Raw genomic sequence first — 17,000 nt, 5'->3', positions numbered from 1 at the left:
ATGCCAAAACGTACAGACATAAAATCCATCCTGATCCTTGGCGCAGGTCCGATCGTTATCGGCCAGGCATGTGAATTTGACTACTCGGGTGCGCAGGCGTGTAAAGCGCTGCGTGAAGAGGGCTACCGCGTCATTCTGGTGAACTCCAACCCGGCCACCATCATGACTGACCCGGAGATGGCTGATGCAACCTACATCGAGCCGATCCACTGGGAAGTGGTGCGTAAAATCATCGAAAAAGAGCGCCCGGATGCCGTGCTGCCTACGATGGGCGGCCAGACGGCGCTGAACTGCGCACTGGAGCTGGAGCGTCAGGGCGTGCTGGAAGAATTCGGCGTGACCATGATTGGTGCGACTGCCGACGCGATCGATAAAGCTGAAGACCGTCGCCGTTTTGACGTGGCGATGAAAAGCATCGGTCTGGACACCGCACGTTCCGGTATCGCGCATACCATGGAAGAGGCGCTGGCGGTGGCTGAAGATGTTGGCTTCCCGTGCATCATCCGTCCTTCCTTTACCATGGGCGGCACCGGTGGCGGCATCGCCTATAACCGCGAAGAGTTTGAAGAGATTTGTGAACGCGGTCTGGACCTGTCGCCGACCAATGAGCTGCTGATTGACGAGTCGCTGATTGGCTGGAAAGAGTACGAGATGGAAGTGGTGCGTGATAAAAACGACAACTGCATCATCGTCTGCTCGATCGAAAACTTCGATGCGATGGGTATCCACACCGGTGACTCCATCACCGTGGCCCCGGCGCAAACCCTGACCGATAAAGAGTATCAAATCATGCGTAACGCCTCACTGGCGGTACTGCGTGAAATCGGGGTTGAGACGGGCGGTTCCAACGTGCAGTTCTCAGTGAACCCGAAAGATGGTCGTCTGATCGTTATCGAGATGAACCCGCGTGTATCACGTTCTTCGGCGCTGGCCTCTAAAGCCACCGGTTTCCCGATTGCTAAAGTGGCGGCGAAACTGGCGGTGGGCTTCACCCTCGACGAACTGATGAACGATATCACGGGTGGTCGTACCCCGGCATCGTTCGAGCCGTCCATCGACTACGTTGTGACCAAGATTCCACGTTTCAACTTCGAGAAATTTGCCGGTGCTAACGATCGCCTGACCACGCAGATGAAATCTGTCGGTGAAGTGATGGCGATTGGCCGTACTTTCCAGGAATCGATGCAGAAAGCACTGCGCGGCCTGGAAGTGGGTGCCAATGGTTTTGACCCGAAAGTGAATCTGGACGACGCCGAAGCGCTGACCCGCATTCGCCGCGAACTGAAAGATGCTGGCTCTGACCGTATCTGGTACATCGCCGATGCTTTCCGTGCTGGCATGTCAGTTGATGGCGTGTTCAATCTGACCAACATCGACCGCTGGTTCCTGGTACAGATTGAAGAACTGGTGCGCCTGGAAGAACAAGTGGCGCGTGAAGGCGTGAAGGCGCTGGACTTTGCCTTCCTGCGTAACCTGAAGCGTAAAGGTTTTGCTGATGCGCGTCTGGCAACGCTGGCTGGCGTGGCTGAAGGTGAAATCCGCAAACTGCGTCAGCAGTTCAACCTGCATCCGGTCTACAAACGCGTTGATACCTGTGCGGCAGAGTTCGCGACCGACACCGCGTATATGTACTCAACCTATGAAGAAGAGTGCGAAGCTAATCCCAACCAGGACCGCGATAAGATCATGGTACTGGGCGGCGGTCCAAACCGTATCGGACAGGGTATCGAGTTTGACTACTGCTGCGTTCACGCCGCATTGGCGCTGCGCGAAGATGGTTTCGAGACCATCATGGTTAACTGTAACCCGGAAACCGTCTCTACCGACTACGACACCTCCGACCGTCTTTACTTCGAGCCGGTTACGCTGGAAGACGTGCTGGAAATCGTGCGTATTGAACAGCCAAAAGGCGTCATCGTGCAGTACGGCGGCCAGACTCCGCTGAAACTGGCGCGCGCGTTGGAAGCCGCCGGTGTACCGGTTATCGGTACCAGCCCGGATGCGATTGACCGTGCCGAAGACCGTGAGCGTTTCCAGCAGGCGGTTGAACGTCTGAACCTGAAACAACCGGCTAACGCCACCGTGACCACGCTGGAGCAGGCGGTGGAGAAAGCGGTAGGTATCGGTTATCCGCTGGTGGTGCGCCCGTCTTACGTATTGGGTGGTCGTGCGATGGAAATCGTTTACGACGAAATCGACCTGAAGCGCTACTTCCAGACGGCGGTATCCGTTTCCAACGATGCGCCTGTGCTGCTGGACCGTTTCCTGGATGACGCGGTTGAAGTGGACGTGGATGCGATTTGCGACGGCGAGCGCGTGCTGATTGGCGGCATCATGGAACATATCGAGCAGGCGGGCGTTCACTCCGGCGACTCCGCGTGTTCTCTGCCAGCCTACACTCTGAATGCAGAGATTCAGGATGTGATGCGTCAGCAGGTAGAAAAACTGGCATTCGAACTGAATGTCCGTGGTCTGATGAACGTGCAGTTTGCGGTGAAAGACAATGAAGTCTACCTGATTGAAGTGAACCCGCGTGCGGCACGTACCGTGCCATTCGTTTCCAAGGCGACCGGTGTACCGTTGGCGAAAGTGGCGGCGCGCGTGATGGCAGGCAAAACGCTGGCTGAGCAAGGCGTCACCAAAGAGGTGATTCCGCCGTACTACTCGGTGAAAGAAGTGGTGCTGCCGTTCAACAAGTTCCAGGGTGTTGACCCGATTCTCGGACCAGAAATGCGCTCTACCGGTGAGGTGATGGGCGTGGGTCGTACCTTCGCGGAAGCCTTCGCGAAAGCGATGTTGGGTGCGCAGAGCAACATGAAGAAATCAGGTCGTGCGTTGTTGTCAGTACGTGAAGGCGATAAGAAACGTATCGTTGACCTGGCGGCGAAGTTGCAGAAGTTTGGCTTTGAGCTGGATGCTACCCACGGCACCGCCGTGGTGTTGGGTGAAGCCGGTATCAATCCGCGTCTGGTGAACAAAGTGCATGAAGGTCGCCCGCACATTCAGGACCGCCTGAAGAACGGCGAATACACCTACATCGTCAACACCACCGCAGGACGTCAGGCGATTGAGGACTCCAAGCTGATTCGCCGCAGTGCGCTGCAATATAAAGTGCATTACGACACCACGCTGAACGGTGGTTTCGCTACGGCGATGGCACTGAATGCGGACCCAACCGAAAAAGTGATTTCTGTGCAGGAAATGCATCAGCAAATTACCGGTTAAATCTTCTGCTTAAATAATAAACAACGGCTCCTCATGGGGCCGTTTTTTTATTTATCTGTCTGGTTAATAAGTTAACTTATATGAAACATATTGATTTGACTTAGTTTTTAGCGCTTAGTGCGGATTTAATTTTTCACATCATTATTAGCACAATTTTATAAATATAAAGCGATGCTGCTCCCCTTAGTATGTTAATCGCTCATTTTTTCGAGCATAACTGGGATATTTATAAAAAATGAAAATGCGTGCTTTCACTCTCACCGCCATTGCTGCGTTGGTCGCAGCGGCACCCCTTGCCAGCCAGGCTGAAGTTACTCTTCTTAAAGCAGACCCACAGGCTAACGATCCGCTGAGCCGTCTCGACTTTAAAGTTGGCGGTAGTATCCGCCCGCAGTTCATGCATCAGAACGGCGTGAACGACAAGTCTTATAAGCGTAATGGCTATGACGGCGGTTCACGTTTCCGCTTCACCGCCAATTATTACCTGTTTGATGACGTAAGCTGGGTAGGTTACTACGAGCTGGGCGTTAACTTCCCGGCGTGGTGGGGTTGGGATAACCACTATGCCGATGGCGCGAACAACACCACGCGTCGTCAACTGTACACCGGCTTCAAAAGTGCGACCCTCGGTGAACTCTACTTCGGTCAGCAAAACAGCGTTTACTATGATGTGGTCGGTGCGAAGACCGATATCTGGGACTACGACATGCTGGCCCAGGCACCGGGTAACGGTATCAACGGCGACTACGATGGTTCCTACCGTTCACGTAAGCAGTTGAAATACAAAAACACCTTCGGTGACGTTGATGTCTATGCATCTTACCTGTTTGAAGATAACGACTATCTGCCAGGTAAAGGGATGCGTTACAAACGTAAAGGCGGCGGCTCTCTGGGTGTGAACTATCACATCACCAAAGATCTGGCGTGGGGTACCGCGTGGAACTACACCCGTGCTGATATCCACCAGCCGTCAACTGGCGATAGCAAAACCTATGACCAGAATATCTACGGTACAGCGCTGAGCTGGACGCCGGGTCACTGGACGCTCTCTGCCGGTGGTGGTTACTACCAGAATTTCCTGTCTACCAAAACATCTCAGGTACACAACTACTTTGCTGATGATGCCTGGGGCCTGGAATACTTTGCTGGCTACAAATTCCCGATTGGTCAATATGCGGTTAAATCCATCCAACCGTACTTTATGGGTGACCGTCTGGAATACCTGAATGGTCGTAACTACAAACGTATCGACAACGGCCTGGGTGTGAGCTTCCAGCTCGACTACGGTTTCCGTGTTGATTACGAATACGTGATTACTTCCAGCACCGACAAATCACTGGGTAACGTTAACCTGGTGCGTCTGCGCTACGATTTCTAATCGCTATCCACGGCTCCTGCGGGAGCCGTTTTCATTTGTGTCAGTCAGTGCGCATTTCTTTACACGGCTGTACAGGCGACATCCCCTTTTCACGCTGCCTTGTGCCGTTTCCACGCGAAAATATGGCGCCTCTCTCGGATATTGCTGAGAAAGGCGGTGTAAAACTCTGTCCAATAACAAAAATGCGGTGGCAAAGGAGCTTTACGTAAATAGCGAGTCCCTCCTATCGACGAAAGTTTCGCCTTTACGTATGATGGCGCCAATTTTTTTCCTGTAGGTCATTAAACATGATTAGTCTGATCGCAGCTCTGGCAGCGGATCGCATCATCGGTATGGAAAACGCCATGCCCTGGAACCTGCCTGCCGACCTGGCATGGTTCAAACGTAATACCCTGAACAAGCCCGTGATTATGGGGCGTCTGACCTTTGAATCGATTGGCCGTCCGTTACCGGGCCGTCTGAATATTGTGGTCAGCAGCAAACCGGGTGACCATGATGGCGTGACCTGGGTGACATCGCTGGAAGATGCGGTGAATGCAGCGGGTGATGCGGAAGAAGTGATGGTGATTGGTGGTGGTCGTATTTACGAACAGATGCTGCCGCGTGCCGATCGTCTCTATCTGACCCATATCGATGCGGAAGTTGAGGGTGACACCCAATTCCCGGACTACGAGCCGGATGAGTGGCAATCCACCTTCAGTGAGTTCCACGACGCCGATGCGCAGAATTCGCACAGCTACTGTTTCGAAATCCTCGAACGCCGCCGTTAATTGAGTTGTCCCGTAGCGGCGCGATTTATCGCGCGCTTTTAAAACCTGCGCGATAAATCGCGCCGCTACGCGAACTACATCATTCCTGATGGCTGAGCGGTGGATGTGGGTGGGGTGCACTCTGCGCCATCGCCTGCTCACGGTTGGAGTGCTGGACATAATATTGTTGTGTTTCCCAATGCAGCATCGTCAGTGTGCCACCCCAGCAGCAACCCGTATCCAGCCCGATGATGCCCTCCGGTGTTCCTTTCCCTTCCAGTGATGCCCAATGCCCGAAGATTAACGTGTAATCATGCGCTACCGGACTCGGGATCATAAACCAGGGTTTCAGCGGTGGTGGAGCGGATTCCGGGGTTTCTTTACAGATCATATCCAACTGACCATTCGGGAAACAGAACCGCATCCGCGTTAGCGCGTTAGTACTGAAGCGCAAACGCGCCAGACCGCTGAGTTCCGGCGTCCAGTTATTCGGCATATCGCCATACATCGCGTCGAGAAAGAGCGGATAGCTGTCACTGGACAGCACGGCTTCGACTTCACGCGCACAAAGTTTTGCCGTGTCGAGATCCCATTGCGGTGTGATGCCAGCATGAGCCATGACCAGTTTTTTTTCTTCATCCACCTGTAATAACGGCTGACGACGCAGCCAGTTAATCAGCTCATCCGCATCGGCAGCTTCCAGTAGCGGCGTCAGGCGATCTTTGGGTTTGTTGCGGCTGATACCGGCATATACCGCCAGCAAATGAAGATCGTGATTGCCCAACACCAATCGTACGCAGTCTCCCAGTGACTTCACGTAGCGCAACACGTCAAGCGAGCCGGGACCACGGGCCACCAGGTCGCCGGTCAGCCACAGGACATCCTGCTGCGGATCGAAGTTAACCTGTGCCAGGAGGGCACGCAGTTCATCATAACAGCCGTGAACATCGCCAATCAGATATGTACTCATTACATCAGTCCGGTTAAAACGCATCGCCCGGACAGGCCGGGCGAGGAAGGATTAGTGGATGTGGGTTTGCACCGCGAGTCGGAACACGGGAATGTCGACAAAAAACTCTTCTCCCTCTTCGTCGATCATCACGTAGTGGCCCTGCATGGTGCCCATCGGCGTTTCGAGGATCGCGCCGCTGGTGTATTGGAATTCGCTGCCGGGTGCGATATGGGGTTGTTCACCGACCACACCTTCGCCCTGAACTTCGGTTTCGCGACCGTTACCGTTGGTGATCAACCAGTAACGGCCGCGCAGCTGGACGCTGCTGCGCCCCAAATTGCGGATGGTGATGGTGTAGGCAAACACGTAGCGCTCCTCGTCGGGCGACGATTGCGACTCCACATACAGGCTTTGTACCTGGATACAGACGCGGGCCATTTCACTCATGCACTCAGTTCTCCGGATTCTCTGCCTGATGGTTGCCAAGCCAGTTGGCCAGCTGACAATACTGAGCTACCGTGACGTTCTCTGCACGCAGGGTGGCATCAATATTCAGTTCATCCAGCGCGCCGGCAGCAAACAGATGACCGAGGCTATTGCGCAGCGTTTTACGGCGCTGGCCGAATGCCTCGGTTGTGATGCGGCTTAACAGACGCACATCGCTGACCGGATGTTGCGGCTGGGCATAAGGCACCAGGCGTACCACCGCGGAGTCCACTTTAGGCGGTGGCGTGAATGATTGTGGCGGCACTTCCAGCACCGGAATCACCTGACAATAATATTGCGCCATCACGCTGAGTCGACCGTAGGCTTTACTGCCCGGTCCGGCCACCAAACGGTTGACCACCTCTTTTTGCAGCATGAAGTGCATGTCTTTAATCGAACCAGTATAGCTGAAAAGGTGGAACATCAGCGGGGTGGAGATATTGTACGGCAAGTTACCAAACACACGCAGCGGCTGGCCTTTCTCACGCGCCAACGCGGAGAAATCAAAGGTCATCGCATCCTGCTGGAAGATGGTCAGCTTGGGGCCAAGAAACGGGTGAGTTTGTAAACGCGCGGCAAGGTCGCGGTCCAGTTCTACCACGGTCAGCGCATCCAGACGCTCGCCCACTGGCTCCGTCAATGCGCCGAGGCCGGGACCGATCTCCACCACGGCTTCACCCTTCTGCGGATGAATAGCGGAGACGATGCTGTCGATAATATACTGATCGTTCAGGAAGTTCTGCCCGAAACGTTTACGGGCGTAATGCCCCTGATGGACGCGATTATTCATTACTGCTCTTGATCATAGTGATGGCGAGGTTAAGCGCCGTAATAAAGCTGCCCGGCTCCGCCTGACCCAGACCGGCCAGTTCCAGCGCGGTGCCGTGGTCAACCGAGGTACGGATAAAGGGCAGGCCCAGCGTGATATTCACCGCCCGGCCAAACCCCTGAAATTTTAGTACAGGTAAGCCCTGGTCGTGATACATCGCTAGCACCGCATCTGCATGTTGCAGGTATTTGGGCTGGAACAGGGTATCAGCGGGCAGGGGACCGGTCAGTTGAATGCCCTGCTGACGCAATTCGTCCAGGGCCGGAATGATAGTATCGATCTCTTCACGGCCCATATGGCCGCTTTCGCCAGCGTGCGGATTCAGGCCGCAGACGAAAATATGGGGGTTCGGCAGGCCGAACTTTTTCTGCATATCACGATGCAAAATGGTGATCACTTCATGCAGGCTGTCACGGGTGATTGCCGCCGACACATCTTTAAGTGGCAGATGGGTCGTAGCCAATGCTACCCGTAGCTCTTCGGTAGCCAGCATCATGACCACGCGGTCGCCGCCAGCGCGATCGGCGAAAAACTCAGTATGCCCGGTAAAGGGGATACCGGCATCGTTGATCACGCCTTTGTGAACCGGACCGGTAATCAGTGCGGCAAATTCACCGTTAAGGCAGCCATCACAGGCGCGTGCCAGCGTTTCCAGCACGTAGTGGCTGTTAGCCACCGCCAGTTCACCCGGTATGACCGCTTGCGCGGTATCAACCTGGAGCAGCGTCAGCGAGCCAGCCTGTTGCGGTTGCGCCGCGACGCCGGGCTGGTAATTACGCAGCGTCAGCGGTAAACCAAGCTGAGCTGCGCGATGACGCAGCAGCTCACCATCAGCGCACACCACCAGCTCAACCGGCCAGTCACGCTGAGCCAGTTGAACGGTTAAGTCAGGACCAATCCCGGCGGGTTCGCCGGGAGTGATAACTACACGATAATTACTGACCATTGTTGTCCAGAATTTTCACGTAAGCACTGGCGCGTTGTTCCTGCATCCAGGTCTGTGCTTCTTCCGCGAATTTACGGTTAAACAGCAAGCGATAGGCGCGTTCTTTCTGCGCCGCATCCGTCTTATCAACCTGACGGGTATCCAGCAACTGAATCAGATGCCAGCCGAAAGAGGAGTGAACCGGCTGGCTGGTCTGGCCTTTCTGCAAGCGCATCAGCGCATCACGGAAGGCAGGATCGAACACCTCCGGCGAGGTCCAACCCAGATCGCCGCCCTGGTTCGCAGACCCCGGATCGTCTGAATACTGTTTAGCGGCGGCGGCAAAGGTAATCTTCCCGCTGCGAATATCCGCAGCAATCTCTTCCAGCTTAGCGCGTGCCTGATCGTCAGTGAGGATCGGCGACGGTTTCAGCAGGATATGACGTGCGTGCACTTCGGTGACGGAGATATTTTTGCTCTCACCACGCAGATCGTTCACTTTCAGGATATGGAAGCCCACGCCTGAACGGATCGGACCGACGACATCGCCTTTCTGTGCGGTGGCCAGCGCCTGGGAGAACAGGGTCGGCAGCTCTTCAATTTTGCTCCAACCCATGTTGCCGCCTTTCAGCGCCTGCGGATCAGCAGAATAGGTCACAGCCAGCTTGCCAAAATCGGCCCCTTTTTTCAGTTCACCCACTAACTGACGGGCCAGCGCTTCCTGATCGTCAACTTGCTGCTGGGTCGGGTTTTCCGGCAGTGGCAGCAGGATCTGACTGACGTTCAGCTCAGTACCCTGGGTGTTCTGTGAACCAATCTGCTTCGCCAGGGTATCCACTTCCTGCGGCAGAATAGTCACGCGGCGGCGCACTTCATTGTTACGCACTTCAGAGATCATCATCTCTTTGCGGATCTGCGCACGGTATTCGTTGTAGTTAATACCGTCGTAGGCAATGCGGCTGCGCAGTTGATCAAGGGTCATATGGTTCTGACCGGCGATATTCTGGATAGCTTCATCCAGCTGTTGATCGCTTATCTGCAAACCTGCTTTTTCACCCATCTGTAAAACAATGCTATCCATGATCTGGCGCTCAAGGATCTGATGACGCAGGGTATTGTCATCAGGCAGTTGCTGATGGGCCTGCTGTGCCTGTGCTTTCACCGTGCGCAGCATGCTATCAACGTCACTTTCCAGCACCACGCCGTTATTCACGACGGCGGCAACTTTATCTACCATTTGCGGGGCTGCGAACGCAGTGTTAGCGGCAATCGCCACACCAAGAATCAGCATTCTCCAGTTCTTCATACTTTATCCATTGTTGTTTCCGCACTGCGGGATAGCCTGTCAAACATCACAACATCAGAAAGCCTGCTGGTAAGGGATGATGCCCTGACGCAGCATGTCATGGGTGCCTAAGCCATAGTTGGAGCTCAGGCCACGCAGCTCAATGTTGAATGAGATTTGGTTGTCATACTTACTATTGTTGTTTTCCCAACCGTTGATTTTGCGCTCGTAACCGACACGGATTGCATAGCAGCAGGAGCTGTATTGCAGACCCACCAACTGGTCAGCCGGTTTGCTGTTACGGGTGTCGTAGTAATACGCACCGACCAGCGACCAGGCGTCAGCAATCGGCCAACTGGCGGTTGCTCCGACCTGAGAGATCCCGTTTTTGTAGATCGGGTTAGTCAGCAGGCTGGAGTTATTCAGTGCTTGCGCGACGTATTCCGGGCTGCTGTAGCGATAACTCAGCTGCACCATACGATCGGCATCCTGACGATACTCGAGTACCGCATTGCCCTGAGCGATGTTATCGAGACGGGTATCATATTGCAGCCCGCCACGCATGGCCCAGCGATCGCTCACTTTCCAGTAAGTGTCACCGGCCCAGATCAGGCTACCGGTGTCATCTTCATCGTCGATCTGCTCAACGCCAGTCCGCGATGGGGTAAACGAGTAGATTTGACCAACAGAAACGTTAAAACGTTCAACCAGATCGTTATCATAAATTCGCGTGGTAACACCGGTTGCGACCTGATTGGCTGAGGCGATGCGATCGAGGCCGCTGTAGGTGCGGTCACGGAACAAGCCGGTATAGTCAGTTTGCAGCAATGTTGAATCGTACGGATAAATAGCGCTCTGGTCACGGTACGGGATGTAGAGATACTGGACACGCGGTTCCAGCGTCTGGGTATAGCCCTCAGCCCAATCCATATCGCGGTCAAATACCAGACGACCATCGACCTTAAATTGCGGCAGCGTACGGTTAACGGAGTCTTTCAGCAGGCCGCTGGAGGTACGGGTGTAGCTTGAGCTGTTGTAATAATCGAGGCTATCCTGCTGATAATGGGTAGCAAGGAACTTGGCTTCGGTATCCAGGCTGGCCCAGCCGTTTGACAGTGGCAGATCCAGCGTCGGTTCAATATGCAGACGCGTTGCTTCCGGCATCCGGCTATTTACGTTGGTAAACTTCACCGCCTGCGCGAAAACACGACCATCAAACGGCCCGATATCGTTCTGATAATAATTCAGATCGAGCTGCGGCATCGCGCGATAGACGTTGCTGTTGCTGGTGGTGCCAAACACCTGGAAATCTTTGGTTGAGAGTGTGGCATCCCAGTTGGTATCTGCATAGCCAACGCTGAATTTCTGCGTGGCGTAACCATCAGTCGAACTGTAATACTTTGACGTTAAGTCGTTGAAGTAATAAGGATCGCTGACTTTGGTGTAATCGGCATTGAACCGCCAGTGCTGATCGTACACCCCAGCGTGACGCCAGTAGAACAACCAGCGATCGGAGCTGGCATCCTGAGCAATACCACGCACCGCTTTGTCTTTATCGTACTGATTATCGGATGGCAGATAATCCAGCTCCATCAAACCCGCACCAAACTGGGTCAGGTAACGGAATTCATTCTGCAATTGCAGGCCACGATTGCTCATATAGTGCGGCGTAATGGTGGCATCGGCCTGCGGTGCGATGTTCCAGTAGTACGGCAGCATGAACTCGAAACCATTCGTGCTGCTGTATTTTGCATTCGGGATCAGGAAGCCAGAGCGGCGACGATCGCCAATCGGCAGTTGCAGGTAGGGGCTATAGAAAACCGGCACATTGCCAAGTTTAAAGCGCGCATTCCAGATCTCCGCCACTTCTTCCTGGCGGTCCTGAATGATTTCTGTGCCCACCACACTCCAGCTGTTGCTCCCGGGCAAACAGGAGGTAAAGCTGCCGTTTTCGAGGATGGTATAACGATTGTTGCCACGCAGTTTCATCTGATCGGCATCACCACGTCCCTGACGGCCTACCATCAGATAGTTACCGTTCCAGACGTTGGTATCTTTGGTATTCAGATTCGACCAGGCTTTCGGACCTTTCAGGATGACCTGATTGTCGTCATAGTGCACATTACCCAGCGCATCGACGGTACGAACCGGCGCGGTTTGCCCTTCCTGCTGACGCTGATGCAACTGCACTTCATCGGCAGTCAGGCGGCTGTTTCCCTGTTGCACATCGACGTTACCGGTGAATACCGCGTCGTTGGGATAGGTGCCTTTGGACGAGTCAGAATGAATCGTCACGGGCAGCGAATTCGTGTCGCCATTAACCAGCGGACGGTTAAAGCTCGGCACGCCCAGCATACACTGCGACATTAAGTCGTCGGCGAGGGAATGCTGACTGTATATCGCTGCACCAATCATGGTAGCCAGCAGGGTAGGTATACGTTTTTTCATACGCGGTTTCGATAATTCCATGAAAACTGGCATCATGCCGACAATCCGGTCAGAGACTAACTTACTGCCCGGCGATGCGCCAGTGTTAATCCTTTTCTGTCCGCGTTGCCGTTAGGCGCTGAGATAAATGACAGGTATGATAATGCAATTTTCAGCCGCAAGCATGGCGAATTGAGGAGTTTATGCGCTACTGGGGAAAAGTAATTGGTCTGGCTCTGGGCTTACTTTCCGGACTGGGCTTTTGGGGCATTGTACTGGGTCTGATCATTGGTCACATGTTTGATAAGGTGCGCAGCGTTCAGGGACAAGGCTATTTCGCTAACAACCAAACCCGCCAGACACTGTTTTTTAGTACCACTTTTCAGGTAATGGGCCATTTGACCAAGTCAAAAGGGCGCGTGACCGAGGCGGATATCCAGATTGCATCTTTACTGATGGATCGTATGCAGCTGCATGGCGATGCGCGCACTGCGGCACAGCGAGCCTTCCGTGAAGGTAAGCAGGGCGACTATCCGTTACGCAATAAACTGCGTGAGCTGCGCAGCGCCTGCTTTGGTCGCTTTGATCTGATTCGGATGTTTCTGGAAATTCAGATCCAGGCCGCCTTCGCTGATGGTTCGCTGCATCCCAACGAACGTCAGGTGTTGTATGTGATCGCCGAGGAGCTGGGCATCTCAAAAATGCAGTTTGACCAGTTCCTGCGCATGATGGAAGGCGGCCAGCAATTTGGTGGTGGCGGTTCATCGTATAGTGGCGGCGCGTATCAGCAGGCTAAACGTGGCCCGACGCTGGAAGATGCCTGTAGCGTGCTGGGGGTGAAAAGCAGCGATGACAGCACCACGATCAAGCGCGCCTACCGTAAGCTGATGGCGGAACATCATCCTGACAAACTGGTGGCGAAAGGGCTACCGCCGCAAATGATGGAGATGGCGAAGCAGAAAGCGCAGGAAATTCAGGCGGCTTACGATCTGATTCGTAAGGAAAAAGGATTTAAATAAATCCTTGCTCCGTAGCGGCGCGATTTATCGCGCGGCCGTTTCCCAATGGCGGCACAAACCCACGCGATAAATCGCGCCGCTACGGTTGTCAGAAATCTGCTGGCTGGCGAAACGTCATACTGTTGCCAAACGCCGGGTGGGTTATGGTCAGCGATTCCGCATGTAACAACAGGCGCGATGCCATCGCCAGCGCTTCTGGCGAAGCGTAAAAGCGGTCACCAAGAATCGGATGCCCCAGCGCCAACAAATGCACACGTAACTGATGCGAACGTCCGGTAATTGGCTTCAGCTGCACCCTGGCGCTGTTGTCGTCATCATATGCCAGCACCTGATACTCGGTTTGCGCCGGTTTGCCGGTTTCAAAACACACCTTCTGCTTTGGCCGGTTCGGCCAGTCGCAAATCAGCGGCAAATCAATTAAGCCTTTTTCTTCAGCCGGATGGCCCCAGACGCGCGCCACGTATTGTTTGGCTGGCTCACGTTCACGAAATTGCCGCTTCAGCTCACGCTCGGCCGCTTTATTCAGCGCCACCACAATAACGCCGCTGGTGGCCATATCCAGACGATGCACTGATTCAGCCTGCGGGTAATCACGCTGGATCCGTGTCATCACACTGTCTTTGTGCTCATCAAGGCGACCCGGCACCGACAGCAAACCGCTCGGCTTATTGACCACCATGATGTGATCGTCCTGATAAAGGATATGCAGCCAGGGTTCAAGCGGCGGGTTATAAGGTTCCATCAGCCATTCCGTAAGGGGGCCTTGCGGCCCCGGTCAATTATTGATGCGTCACCACGATCAGGCGCAGCGCATCCAGACGCCAGCCCGCGTCACCGAGGTTTGCCAGCACCTGGCTACGGTTGCTTTCCAGCGCCTCAACCTCGTCATCACGGATGTTGGGGTTGACGGCGCGCAGTGCCTCAAGACGGGATAGCTCAGCACTCAGCTTCTCATCGGCTTCGGCTTTTGCCGCCGCGATAATTGCTTGCGCTTCCGGCACCACTGCGCTCTCCGCCAGCGTCAGAATCTGATGCACATCCTGTTGAACGGCATTTACCAGCTTGCTGCCGGTATGGCGATTCACGGCGTTTAACTGACGGTTAAAGCTCTCAAATTCCACTTTTCCGGCCAGATTGTTGCCGGTGCGATCCATCAGCAAACGAACCGGTGTCGGCGGCAGGAAGCGGGTCAGTTGCAGATGCTTCGGTGCCTGGGCTTCCACCACATAGATCATCTCTACCAGCAGCGTGCCAACCGGTAACGCTTTGTTTTTCAACAGCGACAGCGCACAGCTGCCGGTATCGCCGGAGAGGATCAGGTCCAGACCGTTGCGGATCAGCGGGTGTTCCCAGGTAATGAACTGGGTATCTTCGCGTGACAGTGCCTGGTTGCGGTTAAAGGTCACGGTGCAGCCATCTTCCGGCAGACCGGGGAAATCCGGCACCAGCATATGATCGGACGGCGTCAGCACGATCAGGCTATCGCTACGATCTTCCTGGTTGATACCCACGATATCAAACAGGTTGAGGGCGAAATTCACCAGGCCGGTGTCGTTATCCTGCTCGGCAATCGCTTCTGCCAACGCCTGGGCTGCTTCACCGCCATTTGAGTTCTGCTCCAGCAGACGGTCGCGGCCCTGTTCCAGTTGGGCTTTCAACTGGTCATGCTGCTTGCGGCACTCAACGATGAATTCATCCAGCCCCTGCGGATTTTCCGGCGCGGCAAGGTATTCAATCAACTGGCTGTAGACGCTGTCGTAAATGGTGCGTCCGGTTGGGCAGGTGTGCTCAAACGCGTCCAGACCTTCGTTATACCAACGTAACAGCACTGCCTGCGCGGTTTTTTCCAGCCACGGCACCAGGATCTGAATATCGTGCATCTGGCCGATACGATCGAGACGACCAATTCGTTGCTCCAGCAAGTCCGGGTTGAACGGCAAATCAAACATCACCAGACGGCTGGCGAATTGGAAGTTGCGGCCTTCAGAACCGATTTCCGAACACAGCAGCACCTGCGCGCCATCTTCTTCGGAGGCGAACCAGGCGGCAGCGCGGTCACGTTCGATGATTGACAGACCTTCGTGGAACACGGCGGCGCGGATACCTTCGCGCTCACGCAGCACCTGTTCCAGTTGCAGGGCGGTGGCGGCTTTGGCGCAAATCACCAGCACTTTTTCTTTACGGTTGCTGGTGAGATAACCCATCAGCCACTCAACGCGCGGATCGAAGTTCCACCAGGTGCCGCTGTCACCTTCAAACTCCTGATAAATCTGCTCCGGGTACAGCATGTCACGGGCGCGTTCTTCCGCGCTTTTACGTGCGCCCATAATGCCGGAGACTTTAATTGCCGTCTGGTACTGCGCCGGGAGCGGCAGACGGATCTGATGCAGTTCGCGTTTCGGGAAACCTTTCACGCCGTTACGGGTGTTGCGGAACAGCACGCGGCTGGTGCCGTGGCGGTCCATCAACATAGAAATCAGTTCTTTGCGTGCATCTTCTTTGCCTTCGCGATCGCTGTTTGCCACCTGCAACAGCGGTTCGATGTCCTGCTCACCGACCAGATCGTTGATCAGGTTCATTTCATCTTTGGAGATCGCTTTGTCGGCCAGCAGGGTGCTTACCGCATCGGCTACCGGGCGATAGTGCTGCTGTTCAGCGACAAACTGGCTGAAATCGTGGAAGCGATTAGGATCGAGCAGGCGCAGACGGGCGAAATGGCTCTCCAAACCGAGCTGCTCCGGTGTCGCGGTCAGCAGCAGTACGCCAGGCGTCTGTTCCGCCAACTGCTCAATGACCTGATATTCACGGCTCGGTGCGTCTTCGCTCCATGCCAGATGGTGTGCTTCATCAACCACCAGCAGATCCCACGCAGCATCGGCCAGCAGTTCCAGACGCTGCTTATTACGACGGACAAAATCGAGCGAGCAGATGATCAGCTGCTCGGTATCAAATGGGTTATCGCTGTCGTGCTGCGCTTCGGTGTAGCGGTCATCATCAAACAGCGCAAAGCGCAGATTGAAGCGGCGCAGCATCTCCACCAGCCACTGATGTTGCAGGGTTTCCGGTACCACAATCAGCACGCGCTCCGCACGTCCAGCCAGCAACTGTTGCTGGATGATCATCCCGGCTTCGATGGTTTTACCCAGACCCACTTCGTCAGCCAGCAACACTCGCGGAGCATGGCGACGGCCAACATCGTGCGCAATGTGCAGCTGATGTGGGATCAGGTTGGTGCGCATACCACGTAAACCGCTGGTCGGCAGGTTGTACTGCTCGCTCTGATATTTACGGGCGCGGAAGCGCAACGCAAACCGGTCCATGCGATCCAACTGTCCGGCGAACAGGCGATCCTGCGGTTTGCTGAACACCAGTTTGCTGTCGAGCATCACTTCGCGCATCAGCACGTTGGATTCTTCGGTGTCGAGACGTGTGCCGATGTAGGTAATTAACTCGTTTTCGTTACGGACGTCATCGACGCGCATCTGCCAGCCTTCATGGCTGGTGACGGTATCACCCGGATTGAAGATCACGCGGGTAACAGGAGAATCATTACGGGCATAGAGGCGGTTTTCGCCGGTTGCCGGGAACATCAGTGTGACCATGCGCGTATCCAGCGCAACTACCGTGCCCAGTCCCAGTTCACTTTCCGTATCACTAATCCAGCGTTGACCCAGTGTAAAAACCATATAATTCCTGTTCGATTCTCTGTCATGTCATGAAGATGT

12 protein-coding genes are annotated in these 17,000 nt (G+C 54.7%); 4 read left to right on the top strand and 8 right to left on the bottom strand.

Annotated features, from left to right (window positions below; genetic code table 11):
• The 3 genes from carB to folA all read left to right on the top strand — a co-directional run bounded on the left by carB (window position 1) and on the right by folA (window position 5,373).
• Window positions 1-3,225: a carbamoyl-phosphate synthase large subunit gene (carB, locus tag L579_RS13445; protein WP_021184774.1), complete on the top strand. Its 3,225-nt coding sequence runs from the start codon at window positions 1-3 to the stop codon at window positions 3,223-3,225.
• A 235-nt stretch (window positions 3,226-3,460) separates the two neighbouring features.
• Window positions 3,461-4,603, top strand: a complete 1,143-nt coding sequence (locus tag L579_RS13440; RefSeq protein WP_021184773.1) for a porin — start codon at window positions 3,461-3,463, stop codon at window positions 4,601-4,603.
• 287 nt (window positions 4,604-4,890) lie between these two features.
• On the top strand, window positions 4,891-5,373 hold the full coding sequence (folA, locus tag L579_RS13435) for a type 3 dihydrofolate reductase (RefSeq protein WP_021184772.1): 483 nt from the start codon (window positions 4,891-4,893) through the stop codon (window positions 5,371-5,373).
• 79 nt (window positions 5,374-5,452) lie between these two features.
• Here the strand turns inward: folA and apaH are convergent, their stop codons facing one another.
• From apaH to lptD, 6 genes are read right to left on the bottom strand one after another with little or no spacing between them, the layout of a single operon-like run.
• Window positions 5,453-6,322, bottom strand: a complete 870-nt coding sequence (gene apaH / locus L579_RS13430) for a bis(5'-nucleosyl)-tetraphosphatase (symmetrical) ApaH (protein WP_021184771.1) — start codon at window positions 6,320-6,322, stop codon at window positions 5,453-5,455.
• A gap of 51 nt (window positions 6,323-6,373) precedes the next feature.
• The gene (gene apaG / locus L579_RS13425) at window positions 6,374-6,751 is read right to left on the bottom strand and encodes a Co2+/Mg2+ efflux protein ApaG (protein WP_021184770.1); all 378 of its coding nucleotides are present in this window, start codon (window positions 6,749-6,751) and stop codon (window positions 6,374-6,376) included.
• 4 nt (window positions 6,752-6,755) lie between these two features.
• Window positions 6,756-7,580 carry a 16S rRNA (adenine(1518)-N(6)/adenine(1519)-N(6))-dimethyltransferase RsmA gene (gene rsmA / locus L579_RS13420; protein WP_021184769.1) on the bottom strand — a complete coding sequence of 275 codons (825 nt, stop codon included), beginning with the start codon at window positions 7,578-7,580 and terminating at the stop codon, window positions 6,756-6,758.
• A complete protein-coding gene (pdxA, locus tag L579_RS13415; protein ID WP_021184768.1) occupies window positions 7,573-8,565 on the bottom strand; it encodes a 4-hydroxythreonine-4-phosphate dehydrogenase PdxA in 993 nt (330 codons plus the stop codon). The genes rsmA and pdxA overlap by 8 nt, the downstream gene beginning before the upstream one ends.
• A complete protein-coding gene (gene surA, locus L579_RS13410) occupies window positions 8,555-9,850 on the bottom strand; it encodes a peptidylprolyl isomerase SurA (RefSeq protein WP_021184767.1) in 1,296 nt (431 codons plus the stop codon). The genes pdxA and surA overlap by 11 nt, the downstream gene beginning before the upstream one ends.
• Window positions 9,851-9,904: 54 nt before the next feature.
• On the bottom strand, window positions 9,905-12,277 hold the full coding sequence (lptD, locus tag L579_RS13405) for an LPS assembly protein LptD (protein WP_051337976.1): 2,373 nt from the start codon (window positions 12,275-12,277) through the stop codon (window positions 9,905-9,907).
• A 182-nt stretch (window positions 12,278-12,459) separates the two neighbouring features.
• Between lptD and djlA the strand changes: the two genes are divergently transcribed.
• A complete protein-coding gene (gene djlA, locus L579_RS13400) occupies window positions 12,460-13,275 on the top strand; it encodes a co-chaperone DjlA (RefSeq protein ID WP_021184765.1) in 816 nt (271 codons plus the stop codon).
• 88 nt (window positions 13,276-13,363) lie between these two features.
• Here the strand turns inward: djlA and rluA are convergent, their stop codons facing one another.
• Window positions 13,364-14,017, bottom strand: coding sequence for a bifunctional tRNA pseudouridine(32) synthase/23S rRNA pseudouridine(746) synthase RluA (gene rluA, locus L579_RS13395; RefSeq protein WP_021184764.1), 654 nt, complete (start codon window positions 14,015-14,017; stop codon window positions 13,364-13,366).
• Between the two features lie 37 nt (window positions 14,018-14,054).
• Window positions 14,055-16,961 carry an RNA polymerase-associated protein RapA gene (rapA, locus tag L579_RS13390; protein ID WP_021184763.1) on the bottom strand — a complete coding sequence of 969 codons (2,907 nt, stop codon included), beginning with the start codon at window positions 16,959-16,961 and terminating at the stop codon, window positions 14,055-14,057.
• Window positions 16,962-17,000: the final 39 nt, after the last annotated feature.

Source organism: Pantoea sp. AS-PWVM4 (assembly GCF_000468095.1).
In the GTDB taxonomy this organism is placed as follows: Bacteria; Pseudomonadota; Gammaproteobacteria; order Enterobacterales; family Enterobacteriaceae; genus Pantoea; species Pantoea phytobeneficialis.
Note: the sequence above shows the minus strand (reverse complement) of the source record. Positions and strands in the feature narration are given on the sequence as shown.

What these genes read in the sequence shown, in the direction of transcription:
- L579_RS13440 (WP_021184773.1), top strand. Translation starts at nt 3,461, where the DNA reads ATGAAAATGCGTGCTTTCACTCTCACCGCCATTGCTGCGTTGGTCGCA.
- djlA (WP_021184765.1), top strand. Translation starts at nt 12,460, where the DNA reads ATGCGCTACTGGGGAAAAGTAATTGGTCTGGCTCTGGGCTTACTTTCC.
- rsmA (WP_021184769.1), bottom strand. Translation starts at nt 7,580, where the DNA reads ATGAATAATCGCGTCCATCAGGGGCATTACGCCCGTAAACGTTTCGGG.
- carB (WP_021184774.1), top strand. Translation starts at nt 1, where the DNA reads ATGCCAAAACGTACAGACATAAAATCCATCCTGATCCTTGGCGCAGGT.
- rapA (WP_021184763.1), bottom strand. Translation starts at nt 16,961, where the DNA reads ATGGTTTTTACACTGGGTCAACGCTGGATTAGTGATACGGAAAGTGAA.
- lptD (WP_051337976.1), bottom strand. Translation starts at nt 12,277, where the DNA reads ATGAAAAAACGTATACCTACCCTGCTGGCTACCATGATTGGTGCAGCG.
- apaH (WP_021184771.1), bottom strand. Translation starts at nt 6,322, where the DNA reads ATGAGTACATATCTGATTGGCGATGTTCACGGCTGTTATGATGAACTG.
- rluA (WP_021184764.1), bottom strand. Translation starts at nt 14,017, where the DNA reads ATGGAACCTTATAACCCGCCGCTTGAACCCTGGCTGCATATCCTTTAT.
- folA (WP_021184772.1), top strand. Translation starts at nt 4,891, where the DNA reads ATGATTAGTCTGATCGCAGCTCTGGCAGCGGATCGCATCATCGGTATG.
- surA (WP_021184767.1), bottom strand. Translation starts at nt 9,850, where the DNA reads ATGAAGAACTGGAGAATGCTGATTCTTGGTGTGGCGATTGCCGCTAAC.
- apaG (WP_021184770.1), bottom strand. Translation starts at nt 6,751, where the DNA reads ATGAGTGAAATGGCCCGCGTCTGTATCCAGGTACAAAGCCTGTATGTG.
- pdxA (WP_021184768.1), bottom strand. Translation starts at nt 8,565, where the DNA reads ATGGTCAGTAATTATCGTGTAGTTATCACTCCCGGCGAACCCGCCGGG.